The following is a 17,635-nucleotide window of genomic DNA, read 5'->3' as shown; positions in this document are numbered from 1 at the left end:
GAGCCACATCCTCCTATTCCTGAAGAAGTGGACGTTGGGGAAGTGTTAACCAACAAACCCGTGATTTTGCGTTTGTACTGCTGGTTAAACCAACGACAGTGATCCTGAGTTCGAAGGCCAATACCGCCCTACTCCACGACGGAAAGCAACGTGTCACGATGATTCCGTACTGTCTCGACCGTCACCCCTGCCGCCGCCGCCGCGGCAGCTTGCGTCAACGGCGCGTCGTGGGCACACGCCGCCATGTACAGGCAGGCGGCAGCGAATCCCGCTGGATGTACGCCAGTCGTGACGCCGGCATCGACGGCCTGCGCAGCAAGCGTCTTCGCCCGACGTCGAACGACGTCGGTACAGCCGAGGTCGGAGGCGAGCCGTGGGACGAACTGTGTCGGTCGTACTGGCGGCGTCGGGAGGCCCAGCTCCTCGTTGAGCACGGTGTAGGCGTTCTCGACACGATCCTGCGGAACTTGTGCCATCGGCGCCACGTCAGCGATGAGCCACGATTGTCCGTTGCACCGACAGGCGCCGAAGACGCTCGCGGCGGCCATCGCCTCGATGGACCGCCCTTTGAGGAGTCGTTCGTTCTGTGCCGTCCGGAACAGCTGGCACGCCTGGTCACGTACTGAATCCGCGAGCCCGAGTGCACTTGCGATCCGCCGGATCTCCGTGAGGCCGTGCCCGAGGTTGCGCTCCTGCTTTGATCGCCAGCGTCCCCGGGACTGCTCGCGACGCATCCGCGCAAGGCGCCGCCGCTTCTGGCTCGAGGCGTCAGTATCCGTCGCGCCTCGTCCGGTGCCGATTACCGTCGATAGTCCGCGGTCGTGCCGTGCTGGAGTGAGTGGTGCCCCTGTTCGCTTTGCCGAATCGTCGTCGCCGTACCACTCCGGTCCGCGGTCGATCGACTGCTCGTCGATGACGAGTCCGCAATCTGCACACACCGTTTCGGCTGCATTCGTTCGTACCGGGCCCCCACACTCGGGACACGGCTCAGTTGTACCACGCTGGACATCTTCGTCGAACGTACGCTCGTAGGGTTCACTCGTCGTCATCGGTCTCACCTGATTGAGGGTACGCCAGTTCGGCGCGCCCCGCACCCCTCGTGGGGGAAACAAACCTGGTCGCGCACCCCTTCCCGCGGTTTGAGGGATAAATCTCAGACCCGATCTCGAGGTCGTGGCTGCGCGCGCAGCGGAGCCCTCGTGAGCACCGCGAACGAGGGCACGTGAGACGAGCAATAGCGAGTCTCACGGAGCGAGCACGGAGCGGAGGGTGGGGCGGTGGGGTCTGGGTCGGTCCGGCACACAGCAAAAAAAAAGAAGACAGCTCCGACTGGCTATGCTTCCCACCACCGGCCGCGCTCCGGGAAGTGGATGATGCTCCACCCCGTCACGGCCACCGAGATCCGGCCCTCGTACCAGTTCGTGGCCGCTTCGTGGATGCGCACCGTCTCGCCTTCCTCGATCCACGGCGCGTCCGATGCCTTCCAGATCGTCACCTTCGTTTGCCCGCTCTCGTCCGCGATCAGCCCGACTTGCTGGATGGCCGGTGAATCACTGTCCCAGAGGGTCTTCACACGGCCTTCGATCGTGACGGTACCGCGATCGACATCCTCGAGAGCGTCGATGGGCACGGTGCCCCCTGGGGCCGTCTGCAACTCCTCGAACACCCGCACGACCGCACTCGTCATGTCCGTGCCGTCGACGACCGCTTCGGCCAGGCGTCGACTGATCGCCGCACGCGACCAGCCATCCACCCGCGTCGCGAGTCGGTCCGCTTCCGTGTTCACCGTCGCCAGTTCATCCTGGGAGAGTGCCGCTCGGGGATCATTCCGTTCGGGGTCGGCCATCGGGTCCACGCTCGCGGCCCGCTTCTGGAACTCCCGCCGGCGCTGCTTGCTCCCTTCAGCGGCGACCTCACGCGTGCGTTGCTCACGACCATCCTGCGTCCCGAGTTCGGCTTGGGCACTGATACGCTCCAGTTCGGCTTCCCGCGCCCGAATGCGCTCCTCCTGTTCGAGGGTGACACCGTGAATCCGATCTTCGCTCGTGTCCGCGATCCCGTCCGGGTGGTTCGCATCCACCTTCGCCTGCGTCTCCTGCTCGACCGCGGCCTCGAACTCCGGCGTCTCGTCGACGACCGGGAAGCCGTCCTCATCGACCGCCTGACCGCCCGCTTTTTCGAATGCCTGTTCATCGACCGTAACGACCTTCTGACTCGAGTTGTTACTAGACATTGGTACTCACTTGTACCGTTGAAGGCGCTCAGCGCCCGACACCGCGATGCTGCTACATCGCGGTTTTCAGACGACACCGACCGACAGACCCATCTGCGCGCTCTCGCTCGCGCCTTCGCGAGCGCCCTCCCGGGCGCGAGCGAGAGCGCGCCTGCATGAGGTGGCCCCAACCAGCACCGCGCGCCGACCCGCCCGGAGCGAGCGGCCAGCGCATTCCCCGTTCGCCGCGACGCAACCACGTCCGTCGCGGTCGGCTTTGCCGAGGTCCGGAGGACCCGAACGGGTGAAGCGCTGGCGTCGAGGGCACATCCATTTTAGCCCGGAACGGGCGCGGGCGGTGCGGAAAGCGCCCGCACGCCCGGAATGGTCGGTCGCGAGCGACGCGGAGGGCGGCAGCGGCGAGCGGGGCGGGCCGGTACGGACACACCTGCCCAGCCGGCTACGTCGCTCGGTGAGCCATCTACCGTCCTGGCGGACTCAGAAAGGGCGCGGCCGCCTCGGTCGCCCCCCGACCCCGCAAGCACCGCAGGCACGAGGCGCACAGCGGCGTTCTCGTGAGCGCAGCGAACGAGAGCCAGCGAGACGTAGTCTCGCGCGGTCGCGGGACGTCGAGCGGCCGAGGGCTTTCTACTTCCCGACCTGCGTTTCAGCTGGTCTTGGTACCGCCCAAGAATTTCCTACTCCTGTGCAGCGCTGGCGTCGACAACATGCCCCGTGAAAAGCACCGTCCCGGTTGATCGGTCCCGAATCACGAAGAGGAACGGACGGTTTGCGTCGAGTACCGTCGGCGGACGCGACACGAGATTTATCACCGATCCCGTCGCCGCTGCGGCTTCGGTCCCCTGCTCGTCAACGCTGACGGAAGTGTCGTGGTACACTTGGTCGACGAAGAGGTTGCCACCGGTCTCCGACAGATCGGCCATTCGCGAGAAGTCCGCCGCATCCGGGTCGAACGCGTCGGGCATGCCCATCGCCTCCAGAGATCTCTCAAGCTTACACTCCGAATTGAACTCGAACCGCGGGAGGTTGACGTAGCCACGCTGCGGTTCGAGCGCGTCGACGATCCGACCGAGTCGCTCGATGTCGAATGTTCGTTCGTAGGCTTCGAACTCCCCAGCGGGTGGGACGACGATGAGCATTCCCGTCGTCCCGCCGACGTACGGTAGTTCGACGGCCTGGGCGCCGTCGATGGTCGCCGCCGGGACCTGGACGTCTTGGGACATCATCTGGACCGTGCTCGTCGAGCCATCGAGCGCGGTGAAGTTAGCCGGCTCAGTTTGGTCCTCGTCGAACGGGTGGCGCCAGTTCGCCATGAAGTAGATGGCGTTCGTCAGGACGAGCACGGTCTGGGACGTGATCGATCCCGCTGGAAGCAGCTCCTCGATCCGATTGTCGGTCTGATCGGCGATCCACGCGTTGATCGCCTCGCGGACACCGTCCGGGTTCTCAACGAAGTCGACCTGGTTGAGGCCGCCGCCGTAGTGGTTCTCGAGCGTGGTCAGGTATTCGTCCCGGAACGGAAATCCCTCTTGGCCCCAGATGGCGTTGACGAGTGAGAGCTGGAAGGGAACGGGATCGTCGGCTTCGTCGTAGTCTGACGGGATATCGTCCTCCTCGAGGTTCTTACCGCGATCAGACAGCGTTCGCTGGAGTTCGTTGAACGCCGCATGGAGCTGTTCGTCGTCGAGTGTGTAGCCGAGGGACTCCCGCATCTGCTCGCGAGTGGTTCCGCCGGCACCAGCGTACGTCATCGCCAGCGCAACTGTGGCACTGATCGGCGAGACCATCAGGTTCTCGGCGTCATCAGCTGTCCGAAGTTCGTCGAACAGGTTCAACGCGAACGCGTTTGTTCCAGTAACCAACTCATCGAGGGTGGCGTCCTCGACATCCGGCTGGAGGGCAGGCGTCGACGGTGTGCTCGCGCTGAGGTCTGCTTGCGACGTCGCTGGTGCTGTACAACCCGCGAGGGCACCGGCGATGAGGGCGCTTGAGACGGAGAGATATTGACGGCGATCCATACTCGTCGGATTCAGACGGTGATGTCGAGTATCTTCTGGAAGCACAAACCAATCTTTGAGCGACTTCTTCAAGCGCCGGCGGCGGGGCGGGATATTCGACATCGCCACCCGACGATCGGTTACGCGCCGAGGCGCTGGAGCAATTGCGTGACGTAGGGGCTGTGCTCCCAGCTCCGATGCGGGCTGATCGTCGTGATCAGCGTTCGAGCCGCTTCGTGAGTCAGATGGCCGTTTCGAGCGTAGTCGACGATGAGCCGCGGCGTCGGGGTGATCCGTGGCCCCTCCAGTACAGCGTGAATCAGGGGGAAGTTCGTCCCGCCGAACTCGTCGGTGAGAAACCCGTCGACGGCGAGCGCGTTCGCGAGAACGATGCCGTCGGTTTCACCGTTGTCGAGGCCGAACGTCGGCCGCGAGTCTGGTGTCTCCTCGCGTTCGTAGGGATCCTCGACTGTGTAGTGGCCACGGGCCGCGAGGACGTTGTTCGCAGCCGCCGCGTGGATGTCCTGATACTGCGTGATGTCGCGGAGCTCCGCGACCACTTCTGGCGGCACGAACACCTCACACGAGGTGAGGAGATACTGGAACGGATCCGGAACGTCCGCGTCGACGGCCGCGTCTGCACGAGGGACGGCGAGACTGACCAGTGCACTGGTGTCGGCAACGACCGTTCGCAGTCGCCGACCGCTCATCGCTCGTCATCGGCTGCGGTGTCGACCGTCGTCGCGTCGCCATCGTAGACGTCGACGTCGTCGGGGGCCGCGAGATCGAGTGGCTCGTCTTCGAGGTCCGCTTTGAGGAGGCGGAGCCGCTGGGCCGATTCGGCGCCGACTAACTGCTTGACCGTCTCGAACTCGAGTTGGTCGTCGTAGTACTTCGTCGCGACCAGCTCCTGGAACGTCTCACTATCGGTGGTGTCCTCGATGTACTCGCGGATGGCCTCGACAAGCAGATCCGTTCGGTCCGTGTCGAAGAGCTCCGCGATCGCATCCAGCCGGTCGACGAGATACTCTGGCGACTGGAAATGGACCCGTCGCGGATCATCACTTGCGCTCATTCTATGTGCACGTTCTGCACATAGAGTGATAACAGTTTCGGCGTTTGCACAGAGCTTACACATCGGAGCCCTGACGGGACCGTCCCGCCAGTCTCAGCCGTCGTCCTGTGCGTTCAGCTCCTCGAGGAACCAGCTGGCTACCGTCCCAATCCGAACGCCGTCGACATTACGCATCTCAAGACCGTTCGTGGCGGTTCGGAACGGTTCGTTGTCGACGAGGATACGGTGGATGACTGTGCGGACGGGATCGGTCCCGTAGGTATCGATAACGGTCGCCATCGTCCTGTCGAAATGGGCATCCTCGTGCTCCGTTCGCGGGTTCTGCGCCCGGTGGACTACGAGGTCGATCACATCGTCGACCGATGCGTGGTCAGGATCCCCGGTTTGCTCACGAACGTCATAGCGGGGCTCTGTATCAGACATATCCAGTCACTCAGTGGCATTGGCGTCCGTATCAGTCGTCACTGGGTCGGCTCTTCGTTGCCGGCGGGCCTCTGTAAGGAGCTCCTCGAGCGTTGCGACCTGATCGATCTCCGCGAGCTCATCGGTGATCTCGTCGATGAGTGCGGCTCGCTCGACGGCAGTCTCGTCGCCGGCGGTCGTGTCGATCGATGCGACGCGAAGCGCCCGCGTTTCGTGCCAGCCGCAGTCCCAACAGTCTCGGATCACCTCGATATGCTCGTCCTCTTCCGCTGCGAGGACGGCGTCGGACAGCGATGTCGAAAGCGGCCGGTCCGGTCCGACCTCGAGAGTGACGGGGGACCCGCACGCGGGGCAGTCCATAGGTATACTGAGGAGCCCTCACCTGTTGAATATAGTGGACCTACCGCCGTGGTCGCCGTGCCACTCGTGTCGACGACTGCTCGGTGCGTCAGTCCGTGACGAGATGCTCCTCGAGATCGTGCGTCCAGTACGTCGCGAGTCCGCCCGGACTACAGTGGGCGCACAGCTGTATCGGGCCTTCCAGATGCCCCAGTTCGACCCGGAACCGGGTGAGTGCCGCGAGCATGTCGACGACCAGCCCACAGCCGTCACAGGCGACGTGATCGCGCTCATCGGGATTCGGCTCCGTCTGGATCGCGCACTCGACGCAGATTGAGTGGGTGACCCGTTCATCCTGCCCCCAGGTGTGGGCCTCGCCAGTCTCGGTACCGGGCGGCGCGTCGCAGAACGCGCAGCCAGTGAATGCTGATCAGCAGGGGAGACCAGAATATCCGTATAGCTTCTCTGCATAGAGGAGAGTATGCCAAGCAAACCTCGTTTCGAACTCTATACTGACGGTGCTGGTGAGTGGCGATGGCGGCTTGTCGCGACCAACGAAGAGATAATCGCCACCAGCGGCGAAGGGTACGTGTCGAAACAGGGAGCCAAACGTGGGATTGAGAGCGTCAGGCAGGCAGTTCCGAAGGCGGAGGTACAGGACCGATCCTGACGTTCTCTCGAGGCTCGCTTACACCCAATATCGATGATAATGGCCTGTATTGGGCTTCTATCGTCTAAATCTCCACTATCGCTCAGTTTAGAAGAAATCAACGAGAGCGGTCTTCTATCGTCCGAATACATCCGTCTCAAGGACAGTGCGCGTTTTATCTGTTCTTCGCCGAACTGTCGAGTAGAAGATGATCAGCGGACTATCTCTCGTTCCCGCGGAACACACGTTGCACGGGGTAGTGTCATGAACCCACTTCTCGTTGCGACCGCTTTAGTTGTCGTCTCGACGGGCGTTATCTGGAAAGGGAGTGAAGTGCTGGAGACCGCTGCCGAACGCCTCAGTAAGCACTACGGGCTTCCGGTCGCCGTCCACGGGGCGGTTGTCGTCGCTGTCGGATCGAGTTTTCCGGAATTAACGTCGGTCGTAATCAGCACGCTACTCCATGGAGAGTTTTCCCTCGGCGTCGGCGCCATCGTCGGGAGTGCTGTGTTCAATCTCCTCGTCATTCCGGCGCTTTCGACACTCTTCAGCGATGGTCTCGAATCGACGCGCGATCTCGTGCATAAGGACGCACAGTTCTACATCATCAGCGTACTCGTCCTGTTCATTACGTTCGCGCTTGGCGCAACCTACGTCCCAGCGGGGACGAATCAAGCGGCTGTGCTGACACCGGCGCTTGCCATTTTTCCCTTACTCACCTACGGCGTATATGTGTTCTTGCACTATCAAGACATCCAAGAACACACACACGAAGATGAGATCGACGTCAAGCCTGGCCGTGAGTGGGGCCGACTCTTCGTATCACTGGCACTTATCGGAATCGGCGTCGAGGGGATCGTACGCGGCGCGCTCGATTTCGGTGCCATCTTCGATACGCCCTCGTTCTTCTGGGGGCTGACGGTCATCGCCGTTGCGACCAGCCTCCCTGATACGTTTGTCAGCGTTCGGGCGGCGAGACGGGACTCGAGTGTTACCAGCCTCACGAACGTACTCGGGAGCAATACGTTCAATCTCCTCGTTGCGATCCCCGTCGGCGTGCTCATCGCTGGCACGACGACCGTCAATTTTCTCATCGCGGTCCCGCTGATGGCGTTTCTCGGAATCGCGACGCTCGTGTTTATGATCTTCGCCAGAACGGGCCTTGAGATCTCGAACCCGGAAGCGTACGGCTTCCTTGCGCTGTATGCGGTGTTTCTGGTCTGGATGGGGTTGGAAACTGCCGGTATCACACAGAGTGTTCGTGGATTGTAGGAGGACGGCGAGACACGCTCGCTATGCGATGCCACTCCAGAATAGCTGAATCAGACAAAGCGAGCGGACGACAGTGAACGGTTGCTGCATCACTCGTCCTCTCCATCGGCGTCGCGACCGGCCGTCCAGCCGCGATGGAAGACGGCCAGCTGTGTCGTCGAGTCGAACGCCGTGCCGCTCGGTTCGTGAACCAGAACGTGGTCCTCGGGAACCGGAGTGACGACGGCCGCGTCGATGAGGTTGCTGACCAGGCGTTGGGCCGTCGTGTCGTCGACGTCCGCCGTGTCGACGCTGGTGGCGTCGCGGTCCTGGGCGAGCTGTTCCTTCTCGAACCGTTCGTAGTCGCGACTCGTGTCGTCGTGAGGATCGGGACCCGGCATGGTGCGTCACGCAGCGCACGCTGTTGCGCGCTGTACGCCTCCTGGCGCCGACAAACAGTTCATGGCGTACAGATTCGGCACCTCCTCGGATCGCCCGGCCGCCAGGATACACTCACTCGAGGAGTCGGGCGGTGGGTGGGGGCGAGGGAGTGGATCCAGCCCCAGAGTTAACCAACACGGTGTCGGTATCGGTTCGGAATGTTGGTTAAGTCTAGCCACTACGGCGTTCGGAGCTCTCGAACTGGCGTTACGACGAAGGTATCTGGCTCGCTGGCTGCTTCTTCACCTGCCCGCTCCGCCCGTGTCGCGGGCGACTGCGTGAGCTGGGTGAGGAGCTCGTCGCGAACGGTTCGTCGAGGGACGGTGGTCTCGTGCCAGCCCAGCCGGTCGTCGAAGTGCCGCTTCTGGAACTGCTCGCCGACGCCGTCGACGACTCTAGATAATCGACGGATGAAGCGGATTCCCGATATGTGGGAATCCGCCACGAACTCATAGATGTGACACGGCCTACCTTGGTGGAAGGGCGCAACTGACACCACAGCGCCCCGCCGCATCAATGACCCCACCACTCACCGTCACGGATGACGAGCAGGAGCGCGACCGCGAGCCCACCGCGGCCCCGAGTGAGGAAGCCACTGACTGCCCGGAGTGCGACGGCCGGATCACCACGCAAGAGGATCGCGGTGAACGCCTCTGTGAAGACTGTGGACTCGTCCTCAAGGAAGACTCGATCGACCACGGCCCCGACTGGCGATCGTTTTCCAACGATGAGACCGACCGGCGCCGCATCGGCGCACCCGTGACGGAACTGCTCCACGACAAGGGGTTGAGCACGACCATCGGGTGGCGGGACAAGGACGCCTACGGGAATACGCTCTCCTCGAAGAAGCGTGAGCGTATCCACCGACTCCGGACGTGGGACGAACGGTTCCGCACGAAATCCTCACAGGAGCGCAATCTCAAGCAGGCGCTCGCGGAGATTGAGCGGATGGCTTCGGCCCTCGGGCTCGCCGATCCACCCCGTGAGACGGCGGCGGTGCTCTACCGCCGCGCCGTCGAGGAGGGTCTCCTCCCCGGCCGGTCGATCGAGTCGATGGCGACAGCCAGCCTCTACGCGGCGGCCCGACAGCACGACATGCCGCGGGCGCTTGCGGCGTTCGACTCGGTCAGCCGGGTCGAGAAACTCGAGATCCAGCGGGCCTACCGATATCTCTCGCAGGAGTTGGGACTGTCGATCGAGCCGGCCGACCCGGTTCAATACCTCCGGCAGTACGTCTCGGACGCCGACGTGAGCAGCGAGGTCGAACGGCTCGCACGGGATCTACTCGAAACCGGGAAGGAACAGGGCGTCCACAGTGGGAAGAGCCCGCCCGGACTGGCGGGCGCAGCCATCTACGCCGCGGCACAATTGGCCAATGAACAGATCACACAGGCGATCGTCAGCCAGGCGGCCGGCGTGAGCGAGGTCACGATCCGCAATCGCTACCAAGAGCTACTGGAGGTGTACGGTGAGCACCGTGCGTGACGAGTCCCACCACGAACTCGAAGCGGCGATCCTCCAGGCTATCGATGACCGCCCGCCGGTCCACCTGATCGACCTCGCCGACGCCGTCGACGAGGATCCGATCGCGGTCGAGCGCGCCTGCACGCAACTCGACGAAGACGGGTATATCCGTCCGGCCCCACAGGGTCTCTACACGCTGACCGATGCAGGCCGACGGCGACTCGCGGACCGGCGCTGAGAACTGCCGGCCAGTCCGACTGCCCCTTCGCTGCGGGCGTGGACGCCGAGAACGCGGCAATCAACCCGACGACGACGTGACTGATGACGGATAGGAATCCAGCACGCGACGACGCCGGCCCTGCGGTACAGGACGTTCTCAGGGCGCTGGACGACGAGGCGTGCCGGACGATACTGGCCGAACTCTCCGAACCAATGACAGCAAACGACCTGAGTGACAGTTGTGACATCCCCAAATCGACCCTGTACCGGAAGCTGGACCTGTTGAGTCAGGCGGCGCTCGTCCACGAGCGGAGTCAGATCGGTGCTGACGGCGGCCGGCGAACACGCTACGAGCGGGACATCTCCGCGGTCACGATCTCGATCGAGGACGACGACACGTTCGCAGTGTCGATGGACCGGGAGTCACAGAGCGCCGACGAACGACTGGCCGATCTCTGGTCGGACATGGGTGACGAGCTATGAGCATGATGGTCGACACGGCGATTATCGTGCTGAAGACGATCATCCTGCTGCTGGGCAGCGGTGTGACCCTGATCGCGCTCCGAGCCTTCCGCCGGACTGGTGAGCCGGCGCTCCGAGCGCTCGCGGTCGGGTTCGGAACCATCACGCTCGGGGCGTTCCTCGCCGGTGTCGCTCACCAGTTCGTCGGGCTTACACTCAAGCAGGGGATCGTGATCAATAGCTTGCTCGTCGCGACGGGGCTGGCGGTGATCCTCTACTCACTATATGTTCAGCGGTAGGAACGGGACGCGACGGCCGGGACGATACCCTCCTGTTACGAAGCAAGACCTCTGTTGCACCTCCAATCGGTAATAGATTTGGCGTAGGTCAGTAAGTAGCGAAACTGTACTTACCGACTATCTCTAAATCTGTCAGGAGTAAGGGTTTCAACAGAGCAGCGATGGCAGGATTGCCGAGTCGCTACATGCTGCTTGCTTCAGGACTCGTCGACGTCGAGTGTGTCGAGTCCCGCCCCGGCTTCCTCGATCTCGTAGTGCTCGTGGACGACGGGCCGGCGCGCTTGGAGGACCATCTCTGCAGCCAGCGGCGAGATGTCGAGGTCTTCGGCCATCAGCCGGTGGGTCACCTCACCACGCTCCCGAGCAACCGCGTAGGTAAGCGCCGTCGCGAGGCCGGCGACGCCGTGGCGGTCGATGTAGATGTCGATGTCGGGGTCCGTCTCGCGGCGGCCGACGGCGTCGATGAGAGCCGGCGTGATCGTGTACTCACGGTCGCCCGCGGCGGTCGTCACGGTCAGGTCGATCTCCCGGGCAGCATACTGCCGAGGCTGCTCGTCGTCGGTGACGGGAGGACCGTTCGAGCGGTGGCAGCAACAGATGGGACGGAGCGGTGGTCCTTCGAAACGCGAGACTGGAACTTCACTGATGTCGTTTTGGGCGGGATTAATGCCGCGCCGACGGTTGCGAACGGCGCCGTCCTCGTGGCGACGAACGCCGGCGACGTGTACGCACTCGGGAACGAATAGGCGGGTCGGGGAATGCCTCGAGAAGGACGAATTCCCTGGCAACAATTCGAGAGTCGAGGATCACACTGCTCCCGGTATCGCTATTGGCAGTACCTAATCCGGTCAGGAAGAAGAGATGTAGTCGACCAGCTGGCTCGCCACATCCTCGGTGCGGTCGTCGACGAGAGAGGTCGGGTAGTGCTCGACGTCAGCCGCACTGTTGAGGGTCACAAGCGACCACGGGAGGGCATGACTTCGTTCACCGAGTGGCTCGCCCTCGTAATCATCGTCCCGGAGTGTGAGTGATTCCTCGTGATAGGTCTTCGTTGAGAGGAGGATTGTGATGAGCTGGGTCCCGTGGTTCGGGAGTTGCGGGGTTCCAAGCATGAGCATCGGACGACCCTTCTCTGAGAGCGGATCACTCGCCCAGACGATGTCGCCGCGTTCCAGATCCCCGAACGCCGTCACTGCACGTCCTCCATCTCGTCGGTTTGGAGTTCCGCAAGACGCTCATCACCGTACTGTTCGTCTGCAGTCTTGTGTTGTCGGTGGAGCCGGTAGGCCGACTGGAGCCGTTCCTTGTCGTCCGTGATTGCCCAGTACGGGCGCTTGTGCCGGACGAGCCCTCGTTCCTTCAGGCGCGAGAGAATCGCGCTGACAGCGTCCGTTTCCAACCCGAGTCGCTCGGCGATCGTCGCTGCCTTCCACGCCCGGTCGTCATGCTCGTCGAGGAACAGTACGATCCGCTCGGTGTCGTTCCGCTCCTCGAAGTCGTCGGCGTCGGTGTCCTCGAACTCGTCGATATCGATAGTGCCGCTCGACATAGGCTGTTGTTGGAACATAGCTGTTTGGCACATTTGTTACTTGGGGCGGAGGGTTTCCATACCGAGAGGTGGGGAATGGGCTCACTCCACCGGCATCTTGACCAGGGGGTCTTCGAGATCGCGCGTCCAGTATGTCCCAAGCCCGCCTGGGCTACAGTGGGCGCACAACTGCAACGGGCCTTCTAGGTGCCCGAGTTCCACCCGGAATCGCGTGAGCGCTGCGAGCGTGTCGACAACCAGCCCACAGCCGTCACAGGCGACGTGATCGCACTCGTCGGGATCCGGCTCCGTCTGGATCGCACAGTCGACACAGATCGGATGGCTGACCCGTTCGTCCTGTCCCTAGGTATGGGCCTCGCCAGTCTCGGTACCGGGCGGGGCGTCGAAGAAAGCACATCCGTTGAGTTCTTGGCAGGTCCATGCAGGAATGTTCGCTTGCTTCCCCGACATCTTGCTTTCAGCGTCGCTCCGGTTCCTACTCCTGCCAGAAACGAAGGCTACCGCGCGAAACGGTTAGTGTGACAGCACACTAATCATCCCGCTCTCCCCGACCGAACAGCTCTGGAAGGGAAGACTACTGCCGCCGGAACACCCTATAGCGACCTCTCATCCGGGCCGGACTACTGTGTATCGAGTAGCCGTACCGGATGTGCGGGCCGGCGCGTGAGGAGTGCGTCGAGTTGCTCGAGACACGACGTCCCGCTGGCGACGACAGTACGGTCCGCGGTGTCTTCCGTGGTGAATTGATCGACGAGTGTCTCGCCAACGTCCACGCTGAGCTCGTAGTACTCGGACTTGTAGCCGAAGCTTCCAGCCATTCCACAACACTCCACGTCCGAGGTCGTCACGTCGAACCCGCAGTCTTCGAGCACCGCCACCGTGTACGGTTCGAGATCGAGCGTCCGCTGCTGACAGTGGCTGTGGTAGGCGATCCGCTCGTCGTCGCCGCCAGGGAGTACATCGATGTCCGCCCCGTTCTCTAGCAGGCCGTAGACGTACTCCATGAGTTCGTAGCTGTGCTCCTGCAGCGCGGCGTAGTCGTCTTCCGGAAGGAGCCGTTCGTACTCGCGGTGGAACATCGCGAGATCTGACGGCTCGATGACGACGACGTCGTGACCTGCCGCGATGGCGGGCGCGATCGCGTCGTAGACGGCGTTGGCGTTGGACTGGGCCGTCGACACCATCCCCTGTGAGAGCGGGGCGCGCCCGCTCTCGCCTGCGGGCGGAACGTCGACGCGGATGTCGAGCGCCTCGAGGACGCGGACGGCAGCCTTCCCGCGCTCCGTGCGCACGTAGTTCGTGTACGCGTCGGGGTAGAGCGCGACCTGTCGGCGTGCCTCGTCGCGACCGACGCGTGGCCCCCGCTTCTCGAACCACTCCACGAGTGATTCACGTTCGAACTCCGGGAGTTCGCGGCGGCTGTCGACGCCGAGAGTTCGCTCCAGCAGCGAGCGCGCGGGACCGGTCCGTGCGGCCCAGTTCGAGAGCGGTGCGAACGCCGACCCGAGTTTCGCCAGCGTGTCGAAGTTCCCGAACAGCCGTTTCTGGAGGTCGACCCCACCAGGCTCCTCGTCCGGGGTGAGCCCCTCCACGAGGAAGTCGAGGTCGCCGTCCTTCCCGCGATTGATGCGGTCTCGGACGACCGTGTTGATCCACGGGATGTCGATGTTCACCGGACACTGGTTCACACACCGACTACAACCCGTACAGAGGTCGTTGAACTCGGCGGCGCTGTCCTCGCCGTGGACGCCGGCCTCCCAGCCGGTGGCGATGCCGCCGGAGTACGTCTCGCCACCGAAGGCGTGGCCGCCGACGTGCTGGAAGTTCGCACAGGAGTTCGCACACGCCGAACACCGGATGCAGTACAGCGTCTCACGGAGCTGATCGTCCTCGCGCATCTCCATCCGCCCGTTGTCGATGAGCACGAGGTGGAACTCGCGGTCGTCGCCGGATTCGAGTTCGTTCCCGCCGAACGTGGGGGAGTCACTCGGCGGGGTGAACAGCGAGACGTAGGAGGTGATGTCCTGGCCGGTCCCGGACCGCCCGATCAGTTCGACGAACGGCTGGAGATCCTCGACACTCGGGACGAGTTTCTCGACACCCGCGACTGCGACGTGGGTGTCCGTCGCTTGCACGCACTTGCGGGCGTTCCCCTCACTCGTGACGAGCGCGAGCGTGCCGGTGTCCGCGGTAACGAAGTTCGCGCCCGTCATCCCGACCTCGGCGTCCAGGATCTTCTCGCCGAGGTACTCACGAGCGAATCGCGTCAGCTCCTCGGCAGTCTCCAAGGGTTCCTCGGGGTCGAACACCTCGTTGAACAGGGTTGCGATCTCCTCGCGGGACTTGTGGATCGCCGGGGCGACGATGTGTGAGGGGGCCTCGTCGGCGACCTGGAGGACGAACTCTGCGAGGTCGGTCTCCCAGACGTCCCCGCCGCGTGCCTCAAGCGACTCGTTGACCTCGATCTCCTCGCTCGTCATCGACTTCGACTTCACCACGTCGCGGCCGTCGACGACCTCCTCGATGTATCGGTTCGCGTCGGCGGCGTCGTCGGCGACGTAGACGCTGCCGCCGTTGGCTTCGACGGCCTCGGTGACTTGGTCGACCAGTTCAGGGAGGCGTTCGATAGCGTCTTCCTTGATGGCACGAGCCTCGTTTTTCAACTCGTCGTAGTCATCGAGATTCGCGGTGGACTCGTACCGGCCCTCGTTGAAGACCTGGGTGTTCTCGTGAACGGCGTCGCCCTCGGTGTCGAGGAGATGGCGGATGCGCTCGGCCTTCTGCCGGCGGGTGTCGGCGCTCATCTACTTGTCCTCCAGGAGTACGACCGTCACATCCATCGGGCCGTGAGCGCCCGTCACGAGCGAGCCCATGTCCGCGGTTGCGCTCGGCCCCGTCGCGATGATGGACTGTCCGACGCCGTTCCGGATATCCTCGGCGAGCTGGTCGAACGTCGCGTCCATGTCCGGCAGCACGTCGCTGGCGGCGACGACGGCGACGTGTTCGTCCGCATAGAGACTCACCGGCTCCTCGCCGTCGGTACCGCCCTGGATGATCACCGAGCCGTAGTCGGCGATACCGTAGCCGGCAGCAGTGACGCCGGTCGCCGCGGCCTCGAGGTCCGCGATCGACGGATCGGTATCGACCCTGTCGGGCAGCGAGACGGTCTCGAAGGGGAGTGAGGTGCCGACCGTGGGTGCGTCGAGCAGGGGTGAAAGCGTCGACGCGAACTCGTCGGCCGTGGTTCGCACGAGTTCGACGCCGATCTCGTCGAGCGACGACTCGAAGGTCGCAATTGCCTCGGCTGACATGTTCTCAAAATTGAACCAACAGTTAATGGGTGTTTCCTCTCCGGCCTAAACATCTCCTTTCTTTCGTTATGAATATCCGCCGGCCGTATCTACAGGCATATATCATATAGAAAGTAAATTACATATGGCTGGTTGTTCGATGGACCAATAGTGGAGAGATCCAACCATGCCTGATGTTCTCACACTAGCTCTCGTCGGCGTCGTCCCGATCGGCATCGCGTTCGTACTGCTCGCTGGGTTCCGGTGGTCCGCCGCTCGCGCAATGGGTGTCGGGTGGCTGCTCGCGGCCGGAATCGGACTCACGTACTGGAGCATGGAGCCCACCTGGTTGGTAGCGTCGGCCGTCTACGGCGCGCTGCAAGCCGTCGACATCATCCTCATCGTCTTCGGTGCGATCCTCCTGATGAACTACTTGGAGGGCAGTGGCGCTATTGCTACGATCAGGTGGTACTTCGGGCAGATCGAAGGAGACCGGCGCATCCAGGTGCTGCTCATCGGTCTCGGATTCATGACCATCATCGAAGGTGCAGCCGGGTTCGGGACACCGGGAGCACTCGCCGCACCACTGTTCATCGGCCTCGGATTCCCCCCATTGGCCGCTGCGGTGTTCGGGCTCTACTTCAACGCCCCGAACCCGCCGTTCGGTGCCGCCGGCACGCCTGTCATCGGCGGCACCGGTGCCGTCATTGACCCAGCGCTGTCCGGGTCGGTGAGTGTATCCGAGTTCCTCTCGATGGTCTCTGCGTGGACTGGCGTCATCACGGGACTGACGTACGTGTTCTGGGGACTGCTCGGCGTGTTCTTCCTGACGTACTGGTTCGGGAGCGGTGACGGTGAACGCAGCATTGGAGCCGCCATGCGTAGTACTCTCCCCATCGCGCCGTTCGCGCTCGTACTCGGCGTCGTCACTGGTGGCACACAGCTGGTAATCGCGTGGTTCGTCGGGCCTGCACTCCCCGATATCGCCGCGGGGTTCGTAGTACTCGGCATCGGTCTCCTGCTCGCAAACAACGATATCCTCATCCCTGATGACCAGTGGGATTTCCCCGAGGAATCGACATGGAGCGACACGTGGCTCGGCGGCCTCGATCTTGACGAGGTGTCCCGTGATCAACCCAAACAGGAGATGTCCGTGCTGTTGGCGTGGACACCGTATCTGCTCGTTGCGCTCGCACTGCTCGTCACGCGGTGGCCGGACCTCACCGTCGCCGGCGTCGCTGTCCTTGACTGGATCCAGAGTTTCTCCGTCGGTCTCGATTCGATCCTCGGTACTGAACTTGGATACACCCTTCAGTACCTCTATCTCCCCGGAACGATGCCGTTCATCCCCATTGCGATTCTCACTGGCTTCCTTCACAAGATGGACACCACACAGATGGGGGAAGCGTGGCGACGGTCGATCCAGCAGATCGCTCCGGCCGCCCTCACGCTCATTATCGCCGTCTCGATGACGCAGATAATGATTCAGTCGCAGACGAACACCGCCGATCTCCTCGGCATGATGGAGGCCCTCAGCCGCGCGCTCGCGATGGGCGCCGGCGGCCTACTCCCGCTCATCTCGCCGTGGATCGGCGCTATCGGCTCGTTCATGACGGGGAGCAACACGTCCTCGAACATCCTCTTCAGCGTACTCCAGTACAACGCCGCCGAGACGGTCGGCGTTTCCCGTGTGATCGCCGTCAGCCTGCAGAACGTCGGCGGCGGCCTCGGAAACATGGTCTCGGTGTTGAATGTGGCCGCTATCTGTGGTGTCGTTGGAATCACTGGGCGTGAAGGCGACCTCCTGCGGAAAGCGATCATCCCAATGGCGCTGTTCGCCGTCTTCGCCGGCCTGTTCGGGATGCTACTGACGTACGTTCTGGTTCCCGGCCTGTTCTGACCCCGGTCGACAACGTACCGGGGCTCCGCTGCTTCCGGTATAGA

General features: G+C 63.1%; 20 protein-coding genes and 4 pseudogenes. 8 read left to right on the top strand and 16 right to left on the bottom strand.

Annotation, left to right across the window (positions count from 1 at the left end):
* Positions 1–128: 128 nt before the first annotated feature.
* From B4589_RS17390 to B4589_RS17355, 8 genes and pseudogenes are all read right to left on the bottom strand, one after another.
* The gene (locus B4589_RS17390) at positions 129–1,049 is read right to left on the bottom strand and encodes a transcription initiation factor IIB family protein (RefSeq protein WP_079235296.1); all 921 of its coding nucleotides are present in this window, start codon (positions 1,047–1,049) and stop codon (positions 129–131) included.
* Between the two features lie 284 nt (positions 1,050–1,333).
* Positions 1,334–2,233: a DNA-binding protein gene (locus B4589_RS17385; RefSeq protein WP_079235297.1), complete on the bottom strand. Its 900-nt coding sequence runs from the start codon at positions 2,231–2,233 to the stop codon at positions 1,334–1,336.
* A 677-nt stretch (positions 2,234–2,910) separates the two neighbouring features.
* A complete protein-coding gene (locus B4589_RS17380; RefSeq protein ID WP_079235298.1) occupies positions 2,911–4,251 on the bottom strand; it encodes a serpin family protein in 1,341 nt (446 codons plus the stop codon).
* A 119-nt stretch (positions 4,252–4,370) separates the two neighbouring features.
* On the bottom strand, positions 4,371–4,940 hold the full coding sequence (locus B4589_RS17375) for a hypothetical protein (RefSeq protein WP_079235299.1): 570 nt from the start codon (positions 4,938–4,940) through the stop codon (positions 4,371–4,373).
* Positions 4,937–5,305: a hypothetical protein gene (locus tag B4589_RS17370; RefSeq protein ID WP_079235300.1), complete on the bottom strand. Its 369-nt coding sequence runs from the start codon at positions 5,303–5,305 to the stop codon at positions 4,937–4,939. The genes B4589_RS17375 and B4589_RS17370 overlap by 4 nt, the downstream gene beginning before the upstream one ends.
* Before the next feature lie 93 nt (positions 5,306–5,398).
* A complete protein-coding gene (locus B4589_RS17365; protein WP_079235301.1) occupies positions 5,399–5,728 on the bottom strand; it encodes a hypothetical protein in 330 nt (109 codons plus the stop codon).
* Between the two features lie 6 nt (positions 5,729–5,734).
* Positions 5,735–6,088, bottom strand: a complete 354-nt coding sequence (locus B4589_RS17360; protein WP_079235302.1) for a hypothetical protein — start codon at positions 6,086–6,088, stop codon at positions 5,735–5,737.
* 88 nt (positions 6,089–6,176) lie between these two features.
* Positions 6,177–6,485, bottom strand: a pseudogene (locus B4589_RS17355) (hypothetical protein); the annotation flags it as partial.
* A gap of 63 nt (positions 6,486–6,548) precedes the next feature.
* Between B4589_RS17355 and B4589_RS17350 the strand changes: the two are divergent.
* Positions 6,549–6,737, top strand: a complete 189-nt coding sequence (locus B4589_RS17350; RefSeq protein ID WP_079235303.1) for an HVO_2922 family protein — start codon at positions 6,549–6,551, stop codon at positions 6,735–6,737.
* Positions 6,738–6,980: 243 nt separating this feature from the next.
* Complete coding sequence (locus tag B4589_RS17345; RefSeq protein ID WP_079235304.1) at positions 6,981–7,988, top strand: sodium:calcium antiporter; 1,008 nt, start codon at positions 6,981–6,983, stop codon at positions 7,986–7,988.
* 89 nt (positions 7,989–8,077) lie between these two features.
* On the opposite strand, the gene B4589_RS17340 is transcribed toward B4589_RS17345, so the two are convergent.
* Positions 8,078–8,368 (bottom strand): hypothetical protein, encoded by a 291-nt coding sequence (locus tag B4589_RS17340; protein ID WP_079235305.1) that lies wholly within the window; start codon positions 8,366–8,368, stop codon positions 8,078–8,080.
* A 218-nt stretch (positions 8,369–8,586) separates the two neighbouring features.
* Positions 8,587–8,796, bottom strand: a pseudogene (locus B4589_RS17335) (hypothetical protein); the annotation flags it as partial.
* Positions 8,797–8,924: 128 nt separating this feature from the next.
* Here B4589_RS17335 and B4589_RS17330 point away from each other — a divergent pair.
* The 4 genes from B4589_RS17330 to B4589_RS17315 all read left to right on the top strand — a co-directional run bounded on the left by B4589_RS17330 (position 8,925) and on the right by B4589_RS17315 (position 10,852).
* Positions 8,925–9,893, top strand: a complete 969-nt coding sequence (locus B4589_RS17330) for a transcription initiation factor IIB family protein (protein WP_079235306.1) — start codon at positions 8,925–8,927, stop codon at positions 9,891–9,893.
* Positions 9,877–10,110 (top strand): hypothetical protein, encoded by a 234-nt coding sequence (locus tag B4589_RS17325; protein ID WP_079235307.1) that lies wholly within the window; start codon positions 9,877–9,879, stop codon positions 10,108–10,110. The genes B4589_RS17330 and B4589_RS17325 overlap by 17 nt, the downstream gene beginning before the upstream one ends.
* An 83-nt stretch (positions 10,111–10,193) precedes the next feature.
* Entirely contained in the window at positions 10,194–10,574 is a 381-nt protein-coding gene (locus tag B4589_RS17320) for a helix-turn-helix domain-containing protein (protein ID WP_079235308.1), read from the top strand.
* Positions 10,571–10,852: a hypothetical protein gene (locus B4589_RS17315; RefSeq protein ID WP_079235309.1), complete on the top strand. Its 282-nt coding sequence runs from the start codon at positions 10,571–10,573 to the stop codon at positions 10,850–10,852. Before B4589_RS17320 ends, B4589_RS17315 begins: the two co-directional genes overlap by 4 nt.
* 197 nt (positions 10,853–11,049) lie before the next feature.
* Here the strand turns inward: B4589_RS17315 and B4589_RS17310 are convergent.
* Positions 11,050–11,418: pseudogene (locus B4589_RS17310) on the bottom strand (ArsR family transcriptional regulator); the annotation flags it as partial.
* Positions 11,419–11,436: 18 nt separating this feature from the next.
* Here B4589_RS17310 and B4589_RS18460 point away from each other — a divergent pair.
* Positions 11,437–11,598: a PQQ-binding-like beta-propeller repeat protein gene (locus B4589_RS18460; protein WP_211087929.1), complete on the top strand. Its 162-nt coding sequence runs from the start codon at positions 11,437–11,439 to the stop codon at positions 11,596–11,598.
* A 102-nt stretch (positions 11,599–11,700) separates the two neighbouring features.
* On the opposite strand, the gene B4589_RS17305 is transcribed toward B4589_RS18460, so the two are convergent.
* The 5 genes and pseudogenes from B4589_RS17305 to B4589_RS17285 form a co-directional block, all read right to left on the bottom strand.
* Positions 11,701–12,045: a PemK-like protein gene (locus tag B4589_RS17305; protein WP_079235310.1), complete on the bottom strand. Its 345-nt coding sequence runs from the start codon at positions 12,043–12,045 to the stop codon at positions 11,701–11,703.
* Positions 12,042–12,401: a helix-turn-helix domain-containing protein gene (locus B4589_RS17300; RefSeq protein WP_079235311.1), complete on the bottom strand. Its 360-nt coding sequence runs from the start codon at positions 12,399–12,401 to the stop codon at positions 12,042–12,044. The genes B4589_RS17305 and B4589_RS17300 overlap by 4 nt, the downstream gene beginning before the upstream one ends.
* A gap of 81 nt (positions 12,402–12,482) precedes the next feature.
* Positions 12,483–12,851 (bottom strand): annotated as a pseudogene (locus B4589_RS17295) (hypothetical protein).
* A gap of 170 nt (positions 12,852–13,021) precedes the next feature.
* Entirely contained in the window at positions 13,022–15,205 is a 2,184-nt protein-coding gene (locus B4589_RS17290) for an LUD domain-containing protein (protein WP_079235312.1), read from the bottom strand.
* On the bottom strand, positions 15,206–15,712 hold the full coding sequence (locus tag B4589_RS17285; protein ID WP_079235313.1) for a lactate utilization protein C: 507 nt from the start codon (positions 15,710–15,712) through the stop codon (positions 15,206–15,208).
* Between the two features lie 166 nt (positions 15,713–15,878).
* Here B4589_RS17285 and B4589_RS17280 point away from each other — a divergent pair, with 166 nt between their 5' ends.
* Positions 15,879–17,591, top strand: a complete 1,713-nt coding sequence (locus tag B4589_RS17280; RefSeq protein WP_079235314.1) for an L-lactate permease — start codon at positions 15,879–15,881, stop codon at positions 17,589–17,591.
* Positions 17,592–17,635: the final 44 nt, after the last annotated feature.

This window comes from Halolamina sp. CBA1230 (assembly GCF_002025255.2).
GTDB lineage: Archaea > Halobacteriota > Halobacteria > Halobacteriales > Haloferacaceae > Halolamina.
The sequence above is the reverse complement of the archived record's forward strand: the minus strand, read 5'-3'. Positions and strand labels throughout refer to the sequence as shown.

Coding starts and splice junctions, on each gene's coding strand:
- B4589_RS17390 (WP_079235296.1), bottom strand. CDS start 1,049: ATGACGACGAGTGAACCCTACGAGCGTACGTTCGACGAAGATGTCCAG.
- B4589_RS17385 (WP_079235297.1), bottom strand. CDS start 2,233: ATGTCTAGTAACAACTCGAGTCAGAAGGTCGTTACGGTCGATGAACAG.
- B4589_RS17380 (WP_079235298.1), bottom strand. CDS start 4,251: ATGGATCGCCGTCAATATCTCTCCGTCTCAAGCGCCCTCATCGCCGGT.
- B4589_RS17375 (WP_079235299.1), bottom strand. CDS start 4,940: ATGAGCGGTCGGCGACTGCGAACGGTCGTTGCCGACACCAGTGCACTG.
- B4589_RS17370 (WP_079235300.1), bottom strand. CDS start 5,305: ATGAGCGCAAGTGATGATCCGCGACGGGTCCATTTCCAGTCGCCAGAG.
- B4589_RS17365 (WP_079235301.1), bottom strand. CDS start 5,728: ATGTCTGATACAGAGCCCCGCTATGACGTTCGTGAGCAAACCGGGGAT.
- B4589_RS17360 (WP_079235302.1), bottom strand. CDS start 6,088: ATGGACTGCCCCGCGTGCGGGTCCCCCGTCACTCTCGAGGTCGGACCG.
- B4589_RS17350 (WP_079235303.1), top strand. CDS start 6,549: ATGCCAAGCAAACCTCGTTTCGAACTCTATACTGACGGTGCTGGTGAG.
- B4589_RS17345 (WP_079235304.1), top strand. CDS start 6,981: ATGAACCCACTTCTCGTTGCGACCGCTTTAGTTGTCGTCTCGACGGGC.
- B4589_RS17340 (WP_079235305.1), bottom strand. CDS start 8,368: ATGCCGGGTCCCGATCCTCACGACGACACGAGTCGCGACTACGAACGG.
- B4589_RS17330 (WP_079235306.1), top strand. CDS start 8,925: ATGACCCCACCACTCACCGTCACGGATGACGAGCAGGAGCGCGACCGC.
- B4589_RS17320 (WP_079235308.1), top strand. CDS start 10,194: ATGACGGATAGGAATCCAGCACGCGACGACGCCGGCCCTGCGGTACAG.
- B4589_RS17315 (WP_079235309.1), top strand. CDS start 10,571: ATGAGCATGATGGTCGACACGGCGATTATCGTGCTGAAGACGATCATC.
- B4589_RS17300 (WP_079235311.1), bottom strand. CDS start 12,401: ATGTCGAGCGGCACTATCGATATCGACGAGTTCGAGGACACCGACGCC.
- B4589_RS17290 (WP_079235312.1), bottom strand. CDS start 15,205: ATGAGCGCCGACACCCGCCGGCAGAAGGCCGAGCGCATCCGCCATCTC.
- B4589_RS17285 (WP_079235313.1), bottom strand. CDS start 15,712: ATGTCAGCCGAGGCAATTGCGACCTTCGAGTCGTCGCTCGACGAGATC.
- B4589_RS17280 (WP_079235314.1), top strand. CDS start 15,879: ATGCCTGATGTTCTCACACTAGCTCTCGTCGGCGTCGTCCCGATCGGC.